Below are 15943 nucleotides of genomic sequence, written 5' to 3'. Positions count from 1 at the left end.
ATGGGAGGCCTGTGGGCCGGCGTCGACGTCGGCAAGACCCATCACCACGTGTGCGTCGTCGACGACGGCGGCACTGTGGTCCTGTCCGAGAAGATCCCCAACGACCAGCACGTCATCTCCGGCATCACCGGGCGGCTCGGCAAGCGCCGCAAGCCGATCCGTTGGGCCGTCGACCTGCGCGGTGGACCTGCCTCGTTGCTGTTGGCGGTTCTGTTCGACCGGGGGGCGGACGTTCGCTACGTCAGCGGCACGGTCACGTCCCGGATGGCGGAGGCGTTCCACGGCGAACGCAAGACCGACGCCCACGACGCTTACGTCATTGCTCAGACCCTGCGCATGCGCGGCGACCTTCCGGCGCTCAGCGTCGCCGACGGCGTGCGGCAGCAGTTGAAGCTGCTCGTCTCCCGCCGCCTCGACCTGGTCGCAGACCGGGTACGTATCACCGCCCGCATCCAGGAACTGCTGACCATGATCAGCCGCCTCACGGTGAAGGGGCGCGTAACCCGGTGAAGGATTGCTCGGCATCGGGCTCATTGTTCAGCCCGCAAGGCGCGATGTTGTGCAGGTGGGCGATGCCGGACGCCTCGCCGCCCGATGTGCTCTCATGTTTGAGGCGGCATCTTGGGCCGCCTTCCTCACCTGGTGGCGGAGTTCGTCACATCCGCCGCCACCGACATTGCATCGAGTGTCGTGGAGCGAACGGAGATGATTGTGCAACCGACGTGGCTCCTGATGCTTTCGTGGGCTGTGCTCTTTGTGGGGTTGGCCAGCACCGCCGTTGTCGTTGTTGACCAATTTGTGTTTGGATATCGTCAGCCGGTCAAGGTCATGGAGATAGTCTGGCCAGCGACCGCCCTCTACCTTGGCCCAGCAGCCGTCCTGGCCTACAGAAAGTGGGGTAGACCCCAGTCTCCCCGGTGGCTGGACCGGCACGGCAACCCGCCCAGAAGGTCGCGACATGCTCCTACGGTAATCCAAATTTATCATTGTGGGACGCACTGCACTCTGGGTGTCATCATTGCTACGCCTATCACCTACGGCGTTGGCCTCGAAATATTCGGCAGCACACTGTGGCCCGAAGTCGTCGGCGACTATGTAGGCGCAGTGGCCATAGGCGTTGCATTTCGCTACTCTGCTGAGTATCACACGGGCGGTCGAAGAGCGTGGGCCGCAATGCGGAAATTTTTCAGGAGCGATCTGCTGACCGTGTCCGTCTTCGAGCTCGGCCTATTAGGTTGGCTGGCGCTAATGCATTTTCTTGTTTTCCACGAGACCCTGCGGCCTAGTAGTCCGGTGTTTTGGCTCATTATCCAGGTCGGGCTGATCATCGGCTTCTTCGCCGCTTGGCCGCCAACCTCGTTGCTGATCCGCCGCGGCGTCAAAACGGAATTGCTGGGCACGCCGCAGTAGGTGGTGATGCGCCGACGCCCTGGGGCGGAGGGGTGCACGTTGAGCTTGGCGCCGCGCAGCACGGCGAACGCCAGCGCGACGGCGGGGCCACCGGCGGGCGTACTCGCCCGGGTGCAGCCGCTCGCCAGCGACGATCCACGCCCGGCGGTGCCGGTGCATGAGATGTACCGCGCCGATCCGGTTGAGGGCGGCCAGGAGCACTCGGCGTAGCGGCCGGGACACCGGGGCGATGCGGGGCCGGTCGATCAGCGACTCGCCGCCCGAACGGGCGACCAGGAACCGGAGCACGTCGGTGGCGGTGTCGACCAGCGCCGGCACGTGCGCCTCGACGGCGGCCGGGTCGACCGGGTCCGCGAGCAGCCACGCCAGAACCCGGCCTTCGTCTCCCGGACGGGCACGGCGGCGCGCAGCCACGACACGTCGGTGCGGTCCTCGGCGGCGAGGCGCAGGTTCAGGTCGTCCACCTCCGCAGGCGACAGCGCGGTCCGCCCGGCGAGCAGCGTCGCCAGCTCGGTGCGCGCGCCGCCGCGGAGGCTGCCGCCGAGGGCGATGATCGTCGTGCTCTGCTACATCGGCCTGCGCGTGCTGCACCTGGCCGCGTTCCGGCTGGTCGTCCGCCCGGAGCGGGCACCACCCGCTGAACTGCTGCGGGCAGGGCTTCCGACCGTGGCCGCGCTCGTCCTGCTGGTGTGCGCCGCGCTGGCTTCCTCGCGGCCGCATCCCGCCGAGGGGCTGAGCCGGCTCGTGGTGACTCTCTGGCTGGTAGCCATCGTCGTCGACCTCGCCGGGGGATGCCTCGGCGTCCGGCGGTTCTGGCGGGTGAGTTCGGCCAAGCATTGGACCGACCGGTACGCCCTGATCATCCTCATCGCGCTGGGCGAGTCGATCATCTCGACGGGAGTGGCCGTCTTTGGCCGCGCGATTTCCTGGTCGGTGATCGTTGCCATCGCCACCAGCATGGTTCTGCTGGCCGCGCTCTGGTGGGCGTACTTCGACACGGACGCTCTCGCCGGGGAGCGCGTCATGCAGGACCGAACCGGGAGCGACCGGGGCGGGGCTGGCGCGCGACGCGTACGCCTACCTGCACCTGCCTATGATCGTCGGGCTGATACTGCTCGCGGAGAATCCTTGACGTGGTCAGCGACCCCTCGGGACCGGCGCTCACCCCACTGGGCACGCCAGCCTCTTCGCCGGAGTGCTCGTCTACCTCCTCGCCAACCAGGCATTCTGGTGGCGTATCCAGCGCGAAATCCGCTGGGTACGGGCCACCGGAATCCTGCTGGTGGCGATCCTCGCGCTGGTGACCAGCCTACTGCCGCCGTTGTGGGCGCTGGCCATCCTGACGGCCGCCACCGCCGCCGTCATGATGATCGACTCTCAACGCGCCGCCGAGCTACGGCGGCGGCTGCACGAGCCGCGACCGTAGGCCATCCTGACCGACCCCCGAGCCGTCAACCCCATCAGCTAGCCCGCTGTGATCCCCACCGCCATCGCCCTACCCGCGCCACGTACCAACCGGCGCGAGTAGCTGGTTCGAAGCCTACCTGGTGCTGACCTCGTTCAAGCCGGCCAGCGACGCGATCGCCGTGCCGCCGACCGTGCTGCCCGAACGGTTCAGCCTGGACAACTACCTCACCGCGCTGAACCGGCCCGGGGTGACCGCCTCGTTTATCAACAGCGTCAGCACGGCGGTCATCGCCACCGTGCGGTCCATGGCGCTGGCCGTTCCGGCCGCCTGGGGCATCACCCGCTACCGCAGCGGACCGGGCAGGCGCTGATGGCCGGCTCGCTGCTGGTCCGGTTGGCCCCGGCCGTCGCGGCCGGCACCCGCTGGCCACCATTCTCGGCGCGGCCGGGCTCGCCGACACCCCGACCGGCCTGGCCCTGGCCCAGACCTCAGCGGCACAGCTCACCCGTGGCGGTTCGAGACGCGGCGAGACGCCGGCGGCTGGCGGGTGTGGGCAGCCGATCTGCCGCCGTGGTGCGGTGTGCACGTCCGAGCGGATGCCTGCCGTTGAGCAGCTGCCGCCAAACGTCGGCTGAGCAGGTCTGGACCGAAGCGCAACGCGCCTCGCCGTCGTTACGGGCATAGAGGTCGCGGGGACCCAGCCGCCCGTTCGCTCCTCCCGCTCCCTTGCCCATGGGCCCGGGAGGTGTTGAACCGCACGGCCGGGCGACGAGCACGATTGGCAGGGGGCATGAGCGGAGAGGGTCCGGTCGAGCGGGCTGCGGAGAAGTCGCGACAGCTCACCGAGGGGGACGACCTCCTACGTGGAACGGCGGAGCAGAAGCTGCAAGGCTTCTACGCCATCGCGTTTGGCGCCTCACTTTTCGCCTGGGACCTGGCGTACTCCCTCGGCACGCACCGGACCATCTTCTACTACCGGCGACAGGAACTGTTCGTGCTGTCCCTCGTCGTACTCCTGAGCGCCCTCCTGCTCCGCCGCCGGGTGCATACCCACCGTTGGGTGCTGCTGTTCTTCCTCCCTCCGGTTGCGCTCCTGCTGCTAAGACTTGGCGTGCCGCGGCCACACGAGGCCGTGGCACAGACCGCTGACCGGGTGCTGAACGTCGCTACGATCGCCGTGGTGCCGTTCGTCGCGGCCGTCATCGTCCGGCTACTCGCACCCAAATACTTCACCCTCCCGGGCCGCCGGCTCAAAGTCACCCTGGCCGCGATCGTCGCCACCGTGGCGCTGATCGGCTTCCTCCTCGGTCACTTCAATTACCGCTTCCTCACGTGTGAACAGTTCATCGAGGCGGGCGACAGCCCTCCCCAGAATTGCGCGCATCGCGCGGAGAAGTGAGCTGCTCGCCATCACCTCAACCGACCAAGGCGACCAACCGATCGCCACACCTGCTGGCAAGCCGGGTGTATCCGTCGCAGCGACTCACCGCGGTCTAGCTATCGTCCCGCCCTCGTCAGGGCCGCTTGCCACCCTCACCGCCGTTGCTGCGGATCAGGCTGCCCTCAGGCTTCACCAGGCCGCTGCGACGACCCGGCGGGAGCGGACTCTCACCCCTCCTCGATCAATCAGCGCTACATGGCGCACAACTCCGCCGCGAAGAAAGACGCCGCGGACTTCAAGATCTGATTCGCCCGCCGCAGCTCACGATTCTCCCGTTCCAACACGGCGAGGCGTTCGGCGTCGCTGCTGGTGATGCCCGACCGCTCACCGGCGTCGGTCTCGGCCTTCTTCACCCACGTGCGCAACGCCTCCGGATGAACCCCGAGCTGACCGGCGATCCGCCGGATCGCTCCGACCGCGGACGCCGGGTCCCGGCGGGCCTCGACGGCCAACCGCGTCGCACGCTCACGCAGCTCATCGTTGTACTTCCTCGGTGCGGGCATCGCTGGTGTTCCTCCCAGGTTTCGATGTCTCCATCAAGCCCGATGCGGGACAAACCCGAGCTCCTGAGGAAGGAACTCCCACGGGATTCCGGTGTAGAGCACGAACAAGATCCCGCACAACACCTGCCGGTCATCAAGCGGCTTGCGACCGGGATAGCGCTGCCGACGAGGCGGGCGGGGCGGCAGCAACGGCTCGACCTCGGGCCACAGGTCGTCCGAGACGATCCACGGCGGCTGCTCACCTCGCCTCACGGCCGAACACTGTAGTTGAACGTCCATCAGGGACAGACCCGCGTCTGCCTAGATCATTCTGTTAGGAGTTCTTATACTCCAACGTCATTTGGCTCCGGCGCTGGGCGTGGCGCAGGCATGAAGACGGCCACCGCGTGATCATCGATGGTTTGTGAAGACAACCGAAGATCGTGCGGTGGCCGCGGGCCCCAGCGTAGACGTTGCCCGATGGCGAAGCATCCTCGACGCGGCGGTAGCGCGTGTGGCTGGCCGGTTCGTTCGGGCCGAGCCGAGCCGGAGCATGGCGGCGTTCGTCGAGAGACTGCTGTCGGTGGTGGAGCGCAAGACGTGCTGGTCCCTGGCGGAACGGGCTGGTCGTGCGGATCCCCAGGCGATGCAGCGGCTGCTGCGTACGGCGGTGTGGGACGCCGACGCCGTCCGAGAAGATGTTCGCGCCTGGCTGATCGAGCAGCTCGGTCACCCCGACGGTGTGCTGATCGCTGATGAGACCGGGTTCCTGAAGAAGGGCGCCTGTTCGGTGGGGGGCAGCGGCAGTACACCGGCACCGCCGGCCGGATCGAGAATGCTCAGGTCGGCCGCGGAGTTCGGCCTACCGTTCGTTTTTAGTCGTGAAGCGCGGCGGGGTAAGGGGCTCAGCGGGTATGACCGGAAGTGACTATCGGTCGCCGGTGAGCACCTCGTAGACCCCTGCCATTCGAAGCTGCCTTTCTAAAAAAGTGCTGACTTGCCGCACCGCCAGCGAAGTGCCCAGCCCTCGGGCGGCGCGCTGGGCGGCGAGGAGGGCCGCCAAGCCCATGGAGTCCACGAACGTGACGTGCAGCATGTCGACTACCAGTCTGGGTGGGCGGCGACGCGTGACCTCGTTCATTAGCGCGGCCTTCAGGTCTTCGGAAGCGGCGATATCGATATCGCCGCGCACGTGAATCGTAGAGGTGCCGTCCGCCGCAAGGGATGTACTGATCGTGAAGTTACCCACCTGTCGCGTGTTCTTTCATGCGAATTCCACATCCAATCTTGCGGTGTGCTCGGAACCCTAACGCCCACCCACGGAAACGGCACCTTCTTGTGTTCGATGCTAATCTGCCCGCACTGGGCCCTTTAGAGGGTGTCTCGGGTGGCGGTCGGCTGACCTTCGTGGTAGATCACTTCTACTGTGGACGAGCGGTTGATCCGGCAGTGGGTGCCTGACGAGTTGTGGAATCTGGCGGGCCCGTTGATCCCGCCGCCGCCTCGGCGTCGGCAGGGTGGGGGAACCCCGCCGATCGACGCGCGGGCTGTGTTCGCGGCGATCGTGTACGTGCTGAGCACCGGTTGCGCGTGGCGGCACCTCCCGCCCGGGTTCGGGGTGTCCAGGGCCACCGCGCACCGCCGGTTCACCGCCTGGACGGCCGCCGGGCTGTGGCGCAGGCTGCACGTGGCCGCCCTGGACCAGCTCGGCGCGCAAGGGCTGATCGACTGGTCCCGCGCTACCGCCGACGCCGCCTACGTGCGGGCGAAAAGGGGGGCGCTCTGACCGGTCCGAGCCCGGTCGACCGGGGCAAACCCGGCAGCAAGATCCACGCCTTGTCCGAACGCGGCGGGCTTCCGTTGTCCGTGGGCGTGTCGGCGGCGAACACCCACGACAGCCGCTGCCTGGAATCCCTGGTCCAGGCCATCCCCGCCGTCAAGTCCCGTCGCGGCCCCCGCCGACGACGGCCCGACAAGCTGCACGCCGATAAGGGATACGACTACCCGCACCTGCGCCGCATGCTGCGCCAGCGTGGCATCCGACCCCGCATCGCCCGCCGGGGCATCGAGTCCCCGAACCGCCTCGGCCGGCACCGGTGGGTCATCGAGCGGACCTTCGCATGGTTCACCGGCTACCGCCGGCTGACCATCCGCTACGAACGCAACCCCGGCCTGTACTGCGCATTCATCACCCTCGCCGCCGCACTGACCTGCCACAAGCGCTACCTCAAACTCACCACCTGAGACACGCTCTTAACAGGATCGCTGCATCCGCAGCACGTCCGGGCCCAGGTCGTCGTCGGCGAACTCGGCGAGGGTCTGCTCCAGCCGCCGATGGGCAGCTGCGCTCGCACGGGCAGTTCGGCCCGTCGGCTTCGATGCCTACACAACCGGTCGTCGCTGGCGCTGCCAGGCGAACGGGTGGACCTCTGCCACTCGTCGAGCTAACAGTTCGCCTCCCTATTAGGTCGGACCCGCTACCGCCCGGGCTGACCGGACAGAACCTTGCAGTCGTTGCCCGACGCCGCGAGTAGAGCGCCCGCGGTGTCGAGCCGGCCGACCGCGCGGTGGGTGGCGGCGAAGGTTTTCCACTGGAGCGGGTCGACGGTCAGCACCGCCGCGGCCGGATGGTTGACCAGGAGGTCGAGCCGGTCGGTGTCGATGACTGATAGGGCTGCCTCGGCCAGGCACATCACAGGTAGCCCGAAGAGGGATTCCTCGCTGGCGACCTTGGCGATCGCTTCGCCCACGGCGGTCGAGCCCTCGGTGAACGCGAGGATGGCGGAGGTGTCGAGGATGAGCCGGATCGGGCGGTCGTTCAGGGCGGGGGTGGGCTGGTCGGGGCGGGAGGATGGGGTGGATGAGCGGTCGCGGCGCCGACGCTGTCCTGGAGTGCGCCACATGGGGTAGGTGGGGCTGCCGTCGGGGAGGGTGAATGGTTCGAGGGGGACGTAGCCGTGCCGTGCGTACAGGTCCCGGTCGGCGAGGGTTGTCACCTCCGTGTAGGTGGGCATCGGCATCTGGCCCATTCGCGCGTTGCTGCTGGCAAGCAGGGTGCGGGCACGCCTGACCCGGTACGGCTTCGGCGCGACGGTGAAGAACGCCAGGTGGTGGTGCGGGCCGTCGGGTCGGTGCGAGTGCAGAACGTCATCGAGGTGCAGGAAACGGTCCACGTAGTCGCCGCAGGCGACAGCGAGCCGCTCGCCGTACCCGATCGGCGGTGAGATGGGACCGTGGCGGTGCAGCCACACGGCGGCGGCGGAACGATCGTGCAGGAGATGGGCCTCGCCGAACAGCAGCGCGTGTTCGATCCAGACGCGGACGACGGCGCTGAGGATGTCCCGCCGACGGTGTTCGTCGGGTACGAGCCATGCGCCGATCGTGCTGTCGGCGAAGGGGCCGACGACAAGATCCACGATCTGCGGGATGTCGTGCCAGTGGGCGCGACAGACGGGCAGGTGGTTGGTCACGCGGTTCTCCGGGTAGCAGATGCGGCTGGTCAGCGATGGCGGTGTCCCCAAGCTGCGCAGTTGTGGGACGTCATACGCCCGGCAGTAGATGCGGCTTCTTCTTCCCCTAACGAGCCGATCAGCCGGGGCGCCGTATTGGTCACAGGCGAGACGGACAACGGGCCGATGCCCTGGCCCGCTGGCCGGAATGGCGGGGCCATCCCGGCCAGATCGGGTGGCTTCAGTGCAGCGCCCACCGGGTCGACGGGTTGTTGTGTGGTAGGACCAGCGGACGCCGCACGGGTGAGCGGACGTTACGGCTGGACCGTCCCTTCCACAGCGGCGACAACCGCCACATCGAGTGCGCGGGGGTGTGATCGCCGAGCGGAACGGCGTCCCGGTCGGTGTACGCGTGCCGTCGAAACAGCCTTCGGTCGTCGTCGGTGAACACCTCCACGTACGTGGGCAGCCCGAGTGTGTCCATCCACTGCTGCGCTCCGGCGAGGGCCGCCGCGGCGTGGCCCGACTCCGCCGGGCCCGGCGCGGCGAGCAGGGCCAGGTGGTTGTGCGCCTCGGTAGGACGCCGCGCGGCGAGGGCCTGGTCCAACTGCAGGAAGCGATCCAGGTGCGCGCCGCATGCTTCTGTGAGCCGGTCGGCGTATCGGGCTGGGGGCGGGATGGGCCGGTAGCGGTGGAACCAGACGGTCGCGGCGGTGCCGTTGGGTAGCAGGAACGCATCGCCGAAGAGCAGCGCGTGTTCGATCCAGATCCGAGACACAGCGGCGAGGATGGTCGGCCGGCGTCGCTCGTCGGGGACGAGCCAGGCGCCGAGCCCGGTGGGAGCGAGGGTTTCGGTGACAAGATCGGCGATCCGGCCGATGTCGCACCACCGAGCCCGGACGACGGGCTGGGTCACGTTCATGGATAACTCCTGGCCATCATTGTGATGGGACACGTCGGGAACGATGCCGGCGTCGTTGCGGGGCCACCGCGAGCCGGCGTGGGCCACCAAGGGCCGTCAGGCATAGGGGTACGCAGAGGCCGCCGGTGCCGCGCGGACGGCACGGAACGGCCCGCCGGTCAGGCGGGCCGGGTGTCCGGGCGGGGCGAGCGGGACGGCAGAGCGTCGCCACCGGTCGGGTGGCAGAGGCGCTCGGCCACGCTGGGTGGCGTCCAGACCGACGCGGGGGCGTCGGCCGGGCCCCCGTGGACAGCACCGGACGCGCCGGACCCACTGGTGCCGGGGGCGGGCGGGGAGCCGGCATCCGGCCAGGGCAGGTGCGGCGCGGCCGGCCGGGCGAGGCGCGGCAGGGATGACAGCTGTGTGGTGGCGTGCCAGTCCGGCGGGGTGCTGGTGGAGTCGAGTCCCGCAGCGGGCTTGTCAGGCGTGGCGACGACCGGTCCGGTGGCAGGCATGGTGCGGCCCGGACCGGTGCCAGGCACCGGGCCGCCGGCCGGGCTGGTCGGCGGCGTCGTCGCCGGTGGTGTGGCGGCCGGCGGGTCCAGAAGGTCCGTCACCGGTTCGAGGGTCTCGAGCACAGGATCCAGCGGCTCGAGCACCGGCTGCAGCCCTCGCCAGACGGGCGAGAGGACCGGGGCGAGCGGCTGGGTCACCGGACGGAGGGCGTCAGCCACCGGCATGAGCACGTCGGACTGCACCAGGCCCGTGACCGGGCGCAGCGCGTCGGCCACCGGGGTGAGCACCCCAGTTCGGACCGGCTCGGTCACCGCGCGCAGGGCATCACCCGCTGATGTCAGCACACTCCCGCCATGCAGCCCGGCGGCCGAGCGGGATGCGCCGGCGGCGGCCTTCGGCGTGCCGACCCGTGCCGGTGGCTCCGCGTGGTGGGCGGGCGGTGGTGACGCCCGGCCCCGCCGGGTTGCTGCCTGGTCCGGGGTCGGGCGGCTCGGTGCTGTTCGGGTGGGTGGTGGCACCGCTCGGGAGCCTGGCTCCCTCGGCGGAGCGGCTGGCGACGCGGGGTCGCTGATGGGCACCTGCGGTGTCGGCGAGGGTGTCGCCGCCTCGAGAACTGGGCGGAGGACGTCGGTGAGCAGGTCGACGGCGGCGTCGATCGGCGCGGCCGGCGGACGGTCGGCGGCGTAGGCGGTCGCGGTGGTGGCAGCCTCGTGGGCGCCCCACGTCACAACGACCCCGCCGACCAGGAGCCCGAAGCGCAGCGCGACCCGCGTCCACCGCCCGCCCCGTCGACTCATCCCAGCATCCCTCCGACCCTCGGCCATCGCCGATGATCAATCATCCGTACTCTACCGAACGCGGTCGCCCGATCACAGCATGCCGCTGGTCGGAATCGGGCGCGTCGCGCCCGGGCGGCAGGCTTGGGCGCTCCCGACCGGGCTGCCACCGGCATGCATCGACGACCTGGCGCACGAACTGTTCGAATGCCGCCTGATGTGATCGGGAACGCGGAGGAGCCTGGCGACGGTGCCATCGCCCGACGGTGGAGGCCGCCGCCGGAGCGGGCCGCGGTCCGTCGGGGGAAGTCGTTGTGCTCACACTCGATTGATCTCCACCGGCGCCAGATTTCCTGCGGGTGATATCGGCCGTCACGTCGTACCGGCGATGTGGTTCCGTCGGGGATGAGGCCGCGCACCCCGACCTTCCATTACTCAAAGGCCTATCGCTGGCGTCATCCCTCCATGAGGGCGAGATGGATCCAATGGCTGGACGCGATCCCGTGACCTCCGACAGCGCCGGCGCGTTTCACTCTGCGGCGGGCCTGCACGGGATATCGGGTGGCCTACCCAATTTCTGCGGGCCCGCCGTCCCGGCACGGTTGGCGAGAGATCGAACCATTTCGCCACCCCTCGACCGTTCCCGTTGGTGTCACATCGACTCAATGCGGTAGCCCGTGAGCGCTCGTGACTCGGTTCACCCTACGTCGGTGACGTGGGCGCGCGGCCGCGTACGGACGCGGCGGCGAGGGCCGGCGCCCCGCCGGGATGGCGGGACGCCGGTGCGGTCAGGTCTGATTGCCCGGAAGGTTCTTGTAGTCCTGCGGGCTGACCCCCTGCGGCCTTGGATCCTTCTGGGTCTGACCACCGCCATGGTTGGCGTTCGTCGATCCGCCGAGGGCCTCGATCATGTCGTCCTTGTTCATCTGATCGACGTTGTCAATTCCGGCCCGTTCGGCCTGCTTGCGCAGCTGGCCGGTGCTCATCTGGGCACGGTCGGGTGCCATGGGTGCCTCCCTCAGTCACCGGACAGACTGCAGGGCGCGGTAGGCGCCGGCGGGATCCGTGGTGAAACGCTCGCCCTGCTGGTCGAGCTTGCGAAAGCCGTCCAGCAGCTGCCGCGACTCGGCCTCGCTGAGCTCGTTGTCGGCCTGCTGGTCCTGGCTGAGGCCACGCTCCAGCCACCGCACGATCTCGCTCCAGCTGTGCCAGTCACCCCGCCGGTAGACGACCTCGATGTCCGACTTCTGGTAATCCATCTCCACCTCCTGCTCACGGGCTCCGTCGCCCGGCGGTTACCCGACCCGGGACGCACCCAACATCGACCACGTGACGCAGGGGAAGGCTACGGGCCGTAGGACCACTTTCGGTGAGTTGCTACGGCTGGGGCGCCCCGATCACCACTCGCCGGGCACGGGCCGCGCGGGTACGGGCGGGTCGCCCACGCGGTTACTGATGCGTGTGAGGGCCTCGGAAGCGGCGTGGTGGCCACCTGGACGTTGCGTAGCCGGGCGATACGAAGTGGTAGCGCCGGCCCCACCGTTGCCGGCAGAAACCGCGCCGACGACACCGAGAAGTCCTGACACTATGGCAACCATCCCACCCATATGGCATTGCCAATTTCTCGGAATGATGCGTTCGGCCGGGTCTAAGGGACGTCTCGTAACTGGGTGAAGGCGTTGCCCGACGCCGGACCGGTGGTCAGCCAGCGAGGATGATGTTGTGGAGGTTGGCGATGCCGGAAGTGGCGTCGGCCAATGTGTGGGCGGCGCGGCGGTAGTCGCGCAGGATCTTGAAGCACTTCATCCTGGCCAGGGCGTGTTCGACCCCTGCTCGGACCCTGCGGTGTTCGACGTTCAGGGCTTCCTTCCAGTCCGGGAGGTCGCTGCCGTCGGCGGGCTTGCGGTACGGCATGATCACCTCGGGGTTGCCGCGGTAGCCGCCGTCGGCCATCACCGGGCGCCCGTCCAGTTTCTGGTCGATGCCGCTGGTGCGGTAGACGATGGTGTCGTTGCGGTTGCCGGGTTGTGGGTCGCCGATGGCGATGACCAGGCGGGTGCTGGCGTCGATGGCGACCTGCAGGTTCGCCGAGTAGCGGTAGTTTTTGCTCCGGGCGGCCAGGCGGTGATCGCGGGTGGGGATCAGGGTGCCGTCGACGATGGCGATTTGCTCGACTGGCCGTTTGCGCACCGGCGCGAGGGCCAGTAGCGGCGCAAGGGTGTCGATGACCCGGTGCGCTGCGGAGTGCGACACCCCGAACAGCGGGCCGATCTGGCGCATCGTCAGGTTCGTGCGCCAGTAGGTGGCCACCAGCAGCACCCGGTCGGCGAGGTCCAGGGCCCACTGCCGGCCCGGCCGGCCGTCGGCGATGGCGTCACCGCCACGCTCGGCGACCAGCCGGACCAGCTTGCGGAACTGGGCGGGCTGCAGCCCGGTGAACGGGAAGATCCACTCAGGGTGGGTTGCGGTGATCACCTGCACCCGGGCATCCTGCCCGATCATCCTCAAGAGACGGACGCCAGGGTTACGAGACATCCCTTAGGCTCGGAGGCGCCACCCAGAGCCATTCGAGGGAGCAACATGCCCACCGACGCCATCGATCTGCTCATCGAGGACCACCGCAAGATCCGCAGGTTGTTCAAGGAATTCCAGGACGCGGCGGACGCAAGCAGGAAGGGCCAGGTGGTCAACCAGATTCTCGAAGCCCTCACCGTGCACACCTACATCGAGAACGAGTGCATGTACCCGGAAACCCGCCGGCTGCTGCCGGACCTCAATGAAGCGGTACTGGAATCCTACGAGGAGCACCACGTCGCGGACGTGCTGGGCTTTGAACTCGCCATGATGAGCCCCGACAACGAACATTTCGAGGCCAAGACGATGGTCCTTATCGAGGCGGTCACCCACCACATTGAGGAAGAAGAACGGGAGTGGTTCCCGAAGGTGTACGAGGCTCTTTCCCCTAAACAGTTGCAGGACCTCGGCGCGCGGCTGGCCGACCTGATGAAGAAGGCCCCCCGGAAGCCGACCGCACCCCTCGCGCTGAAAAAGGCCATGGACGCCGTGCGGGCCTGATCCGACGGATAGATTCCTCGCCCCGGTGTCAGCAGGTCTTTGAAGAAGCCGCGGTCGATCTGGGCCGCGGCCTGTCCGCGTACACGGCATCGGGCACCGGTCACCGGCGGGGTCGGCGGGTCGGTTTTCCGAGGTTCAAGTCGAAGAAACGCGCACCGCTGTCGTTTCGCATCCGCAGCAGGACCTCTGCCGCAGGTCGGGCGGGTATCCGGGTCGGTGAGCACGTGCCGCGGACCGTGACCCTGCCTGGCATCGGCGCCCTGGCGGTACGGCAGGACACCCGCCGGGTGCGGCGCATGCTGGCCGAGGGGCGGGCGAAGGTGGTGTCCGCGACGGTCAGCCACCGGGCCGGCCGGTGGGCGGTGTCACTGACCTGCGACGCCGCCGACCTGCACGATGCCCGCCGCCACGAGCCGAACACCGGCGCCGCAGGGTGGGTGGGTGTCGACCGGGGCCTGTCGACGTTCGTCGCCGCAGCGCGCGCCGACGGCACGCAGGTCCTGCGGGTCGACGGCTGGCCACGGCCCGCCCGGGCCGCGGTGGCGCGCCAGCGCCGCCTGTCCCGGAAGGTCACCCGCAAACAGCGCGGCTCCAACAACCGTGCCAAGGCCGCGGCCCGGCTAGGCCGCCACCACGCCCGCCTGGCGTCGGCGGTCGCCGACGCGGCATGGGGCGAACTGGCCCGCCAACTGGCCTACAAGCAGCAGTGGCGCGCCGGCCAACTGGCCCTGGTCGACCGCTGGTACCCGTCGACCAAGACCTGTTCCGCATGCCGGACCGTGGCCCCCGCAATGCCTCTGCACCAGCGCACGTTCACCTGCCAGGCGTGCGGATATCAGGCCGATCGGGACCACAACGCCGCGGTCAACCTCGCTGTCTGGGCCGAGCAGCACCACGCCCAGGTCCGGGACCTCCCCGCAGGGGGCCCGGTCACCAACGCCGGCCGAGGGGAAGGCTCTGGCCCGCGCACACGCGCGGGCGAAACCGGCCCCGACGACGCAGGAACCGTACCCACCCCACCCGGGGCGAGGCGCGGACGCCCGAGAAGGGCGCTGTCTCACAACTCCACCGAGTTATGAAACAGGCCGTAGCCGTGGGAGTGCCCATCTACGGGGACACACCACCGCTTCGCAAACCAGCCCTACTCATTCACACAAACCCGCGGGTCGAGGCCGCCCGCAGCATCGCTGAGGGATGAGCGGAGATCGGGCGTACGCTGAGCGGTTGAACGCGCACGCGTGGATGGGGCAGCGGAGGTGGGTGGGTATGAGCGAGCAGGACGCGCTGCACAGTCTGCTACGGCAGTCGCACCACGCCCGACCGGAGGACCTGCCCGGGCTTGCGCGCCAGGCCGCGTGGCAGCTCGGCGCGGACGACATGATCCTCTACCTGGCGGACCACGAGCAGCGTCAGCTGCTTCCCATGCCCGAGCTGAGCGCAGCACCGCGTCAGGCGCTGGCCATCGACGGAACCCTGGCCGGACGGGCGTTCAGCATGATCCGTCCCTTTGGCGCCGCTGTGGGCGCTGGCGACGCGCGGCTATGGCTGCCGCTGCTCAACGGCCTGGAGCGCATGGGCGTCGCGGAGGTGATCAGCGCGGTCCCCGTATCCGACGCCTCGGTGGCCGCGTTCGAGGCGGTCGCCTCCCTGCTCGCCGACCTGGTGATCAGCCGGTCCCACTACAGCGACACTGTCGAGCGGGTCCGCCGGCGGGCGCCGATGCGCCTGGCGGCCGAGATGCTGCGCGCCCAACTACCACCGCTAACCTTCTCCACCGGGAACATGATCATCAGCGGAATGCTGGAGCCCTGCTACGACGTGGGCGGCGACGCCTTCGACTACGCAGTCAACGGCGACATCGCCCATCTCGCCCTGTTCGACGCCGTCGGGCACGGCTCCGGAGGCGGTATGAACGCGGTGATGCTCGCCAGTCTGGCCCTGGCCGCGTACCGCAACGCTCGCCGGGGCGGGCTCGATCTGATCGAGACGTACCCCACCACATCGACTCCGCCGTACGCGACCATGACCGGCGTGGGTTGATCACCGGCGTGCTGGCCGAACTCGACCAGCGGACCGGCCGGCTACGGGTCATCTCCGCCGGGCACCCCGGCGGGCTGGTCCTGCGACGCGGCAAGGTCGTCACCGTCCTACCGACCCCCACCGCCCTGCCGGTCACCCTCGGCGACAGGCGCCCACCCACGGTCGTGGAGAAAGCGCTGGAGCCCGGAGACGATCTGCTCTTCTACACCGACGGCATCATCGAGGCCCGGTCGGCCGACGGGGAGAGGTTCGGCATCGGCCGACTGGTCGATTTCACCGTCAAGGCCCTGGCCGACGAGCTTCCACTGCCCGAGACCATCCGGCGCCTCGTGCACGCGATCCTCACCCATCAGGACGACCGGCTCCAGGACGACGCCACCGTACTCATGGTCCGCTTCCTTGAGCCCGCGCAGGTGAAGGGAACCTCGCCGGTCAGGGCCTGACC

17 protein-coding genes and 4 pseudogenes are annotated in these 15943 nt (G+C 69.0%); 12 read left to right on the top strand and 9 right to left on the bottom strand.

The genetic code is table 11. The features are described 5' to 3' along the window. From AC0OLQ_RS24455 to AC0OLQ_RS24430, 6 genes and pseudogenes are all read left to right on the top strand, one after another. Positions 1–477: pseudogene (locus tag AC0OLQ_RS24455) on the top strand (IS110 family transposase); the annotation flags it as partial. A 165-nt stretch (positions 478–642) separates the two neighbouring features. Beyond that, positions 643–1410: a DUF4396 domain-containing protein gene (locus AC0OLQ_RS24450; RefSeq protein ID WP_484528222.1), complete on the top strand. Its 768-nt coding sequence runs from the start codon at positions 643–645 to the stop codon at positions 1408–1410. A gap of 549 nt (positions 1411–1959) precedes the next feature. Next, positions 1960–2430, top strand: a pseudogene (locus tag AC0OLQ_RS24445) (low temperature requirement protein A); the annotation flags it as partial. Positions 2431–2605: 175 nt separating this feature from the next. Then, positions 2606–2836: a hypothetical protein gene (locus AC0OLQ_RS24440; RefSeq protein WP_484532533.1), complete on the top strand. Its 231-nt coding sequence runs from the start codon at positions 2606–2608 to the stop codon at positions 2834–2836. Between the two features lie 121 nt (positions 2837–2957). Then, positions 2958–3188 (top strand): hypothetical protein, encoded by a 231-nt coding sequence (locus AC0OLQ_RS24435; RefSeq protein ID WP_484528221.1) that lies wholly within the window; start codon positions 2958–2960, stop codon positions 3186–3188. Positions 3189–3608: 420 nt separating this feature from the next. Continuing rightward, complete coding sequence (locus AC0OLQ_RS24430) at positions 3609–4217, top strand: hypothetical protein (protein ID WP_484528220.1); 609 nt, start codon at positions 3609–3611, stop codon at positions 4215–4217. A gap of 257 nt (positions 4218–4474) precedes the next feature. Here the strand turns inward: AC0OLQ_RS24430 and AC0OLQ_RS24425 are convergent. Together AC0OLQ_RS24425 and AC0OLQ_RS24420 are read right to left on the bottom strand one after the other, a co-directional pair. Further along, a pseudogene (locus AC0OLQ_RS24425) lies at positions 4475–4762 on the bottom strand (transposase); the annotation flags it as partial. 33 nt (positions 4763–4795) lie between these two features. Next, positions 4796–5041: a transposase gene (locus AC0OLQ_RS24420; protein WP_484528219.1), complete on the bottom strand. Its 246-nt coding sequence runs from the start codon at positions 5039–5041 to the stop codon at positions 4796–4798. Between the two features lie 148 nt (positions 5042–5189). On the opposite strand from AC0OLQ_RS24420, the pseudogene AC0OLQ_RS24415 reads away from it, so the two are divergent. Beyond that, a pseudogene (locus tag AC0OLQ_RS24415) lies at positions 5190–5587 on the top strand (transposase); the annotation flags it as partial. Positions 5588–5669: 82 nt separating this feature from the next. Here the strand turns inward: AC0OLQ_RS24415 and AC0OLQ_RS24410 are convergent. After that, complete coding sequence (locus AC0OLQ_RS24410) at positions 5670–5990, bottom strand: STAS domain-containing protein (RefSeq protein WP_484528218.1); 321 nt, start codon at positions 5988–5990, stop codon at positions 5670–5672. Between the two features lie 189 nt (positions 5991–6179). Between AC0OLQ_RS24410 and AC0OLQ_RS24405 the strand changes: the two genes are divergently transcribed. Further along, a protein-coding gene (locus tag AC0OLQ_RS24405) for an IS5 family transposase (protein ID WP_484532363.1) occupies positions 6180–6985 on the top strand; the annotation gives its coding sequence in 2 pieces (ribosomal slippage) (positions 6180–6515 and positions 6518–6985; 804 coding nt in all). A 233-nt stretch (positions 6986–7218) separates the two neighbouring features. Here AC0OLQ_RS24405 and AC0OLQ_RS24400 read toward each other — a convergent pair. The 6 genes from AC0OLQ_RS24400 to AC0OLQ_RS24375 form a co-directional block, all read right to left on the bottom strand. Beyond that, positions 7219–8211 carry a hypothetical protein gene (locus tag AC0OLQ_RS24400; protein WP_484528217.1) on the bottom strand — a complete coding sequence of 331 codons (993 nt, stop codon included), beginning with the start codon at positions 8209–8211 and terminating at the stop codon, positions 7219–7221. 220 nt (positions 8212–8431) lie between these two features. After that, complete coding sequence (locus AC0OLQ_RS24395; RefSeq protein ID WP_484528216.1) at positions 8432–9112, bottom strand: hypothetical protein; 681 nt, start codon at positions 9110–9112, stop codon at positions 8432–8434. Between the two features lie 158 nt (positions 9113–9270). Beyond that, positions 9271–9918 carry a hypothetical protein gene (locus AC0OLQ_RS24390; RefSeq protein ID WP_484528215.1) on the bottom strand — a complete coding sequence of 216 codons (648 nt, stop codon included), beginning with the start codon at positions 9916–9918 and terminating at the stop codon, positions 9271–9273. Positions 9919–11171: 1253 nt separating this feature from the next. Continuing rightward, positions 11172–11390 carry a Rho termination factor N-terminal domain-containing protein gene (locus tag AC0OLQ_RS24385; protein ID WP_484528214.1) on the bottom strand — a complete coding sequence of 73 codons (219 nt, stop codon included), beginning with the start codon at positions 11388–11390 and terminating at the stop codon, positions 11172–11174. Between the two features lie 15 nt (positions 11391–11405). Beyond that, positions 11406–11642, bottom strand: coding sequence for a hypothetical protein (locus AC0OLQ_RS24380; RefSeq protein ID WP_484528213.1), 237 nt, complete (start codon positions 11640–11642; stop codon positions 11406–11408). Positions 11643–12084: 442 nt separating this feature from the next. Next, positions 12085–12864, bottom strand: coding sequence for a transposase family protein (locus AC0OLQ_RS24375; protein ID WP_484532318.1), 780 nt, complete (start codon positions 12862–12864; stop codon positions 12085–12087). Between the two features lie 99 nt (positions 12865–12963). Here AC0OLQ_RS24375 and AC0OLQ_RS24370 point away from each other — a divergent pair, with 99 nt between their 5' ends. The 4 genes from AC0OLQ_RS24370 (at position 12964) to AC0OLQ_RS24355 (ending at position 15941) form a co-directional block, all read left to right on the top strand. Continuing rightward, positions 12964–13458, top strand: coding sequence for a hemerythrin domain-containing protein (locus tag AC0OLQ_RS24370; protein ID WP_484528212.1), 495 nt, complete (start codon positions 12964–12966; stop codon positions 13456–13458). Positions 13459–13682: 224 nt separating this feature from the next. Then, a complete protein-coding gene (locus tag AC0OLQ_RS24365) occupies positions 13683–14537 on the top strand; it encodes an RNA-guided endonuclease InsQ/TnpB family protein (RefSeq protein ID WP_484528211.1) in 855 nt (284 codons plus the stop codon). 187 nt (positions 14538–14724) lie between these two features. After that, positions 14725–15498 (top strand): hypothetical protein, encoded by a 774-nt coding sequence (locus AC0OLQ_RS24360; RefSeq protein ID WP_484528210.1) that lies wholly within the window; start codon positions 14725–14727, stop codon positions 15496–15498. Then, positions 15495–15941, top strand: a complete 447-nt coding sequence (locus tag AC0OLQ_RS24355) for a PP2C family protein-serine/threonine phosphatase (protein WP_484528209.1) — start codon at positions 15495–15497, stop codon at positions 15939–15941. Before AC0OLQ_RS24360 ends, AC0OLQ_RS24355 begins: the two co-directional genes overlap by 4 nt. The last annotated feature ends 2 nt before the right edge of the window (positions 15942–15943 follow it).

The sequence above is a fragment of the Micromonospora sp. Utrum1 genome, from assembly GCF_057197805.1.
The sequence above is the reverse complement of the archived record's forward strand: the minus strand, read 5'-3'. Positions and strand labels throughout refer to the sequence as shown.

Bases quoted from the DNA above. Each gene is read 5' to 3' on its own strand.
- AC0OLQ_RS24420 (WP_484528219.1), bottom strand. From the start codon at position 5,041: ATGGACGTTCAACTACAGTGTTCGGCCGTGAGGCGAGGTGAGCAGCCG.
- AC0OLQ_RS24395 (WP_484528216.1), bottom strand. From the start codon at position 9,112: ATGAACGTGACCCAGCCCGTCGTCCGGGCTCGGTGGTGCGACATCGGC.
- AC0OLQ_RS24430 (WP_484528220.1), top strand. From the start codon at position 3,609: ATGAGCGGAGAGGGTCCGGTCGAGCGGGCTGCGGAGAAGTCGCGACAG.
- AC0OLQ_RS24380 (WP_484528213.1), bottom strand. From the start codon at position 11,642: ATGGATTACCAGAAGTCGGACATCGAGGTCGTCTACCGGCGGGGTGAC.
- AC0OLQ_RS24385 (WP_484528214.1), bottom strand. From the start codon at position 11,390: ATGGCACCCGACCGTGCCCAGATGAGCACCGGCCAGCTGCGCAAGCAG.
- AC0OLQ_RS24360 (WP_484528210.1), top strand. From the start codon at position 14,725: ATGAGCGAGCAGGACGCGCTGCACAGTCTGCTACGGCAGTCGCACCAC.
- AC0OLQ_RS24370 (WP_484528212.1), top strand. From the start codon at position 12,964: ATGCCCACCGACGCCATCGATCTGCTCATCGAGGACCACCGCAAGATC.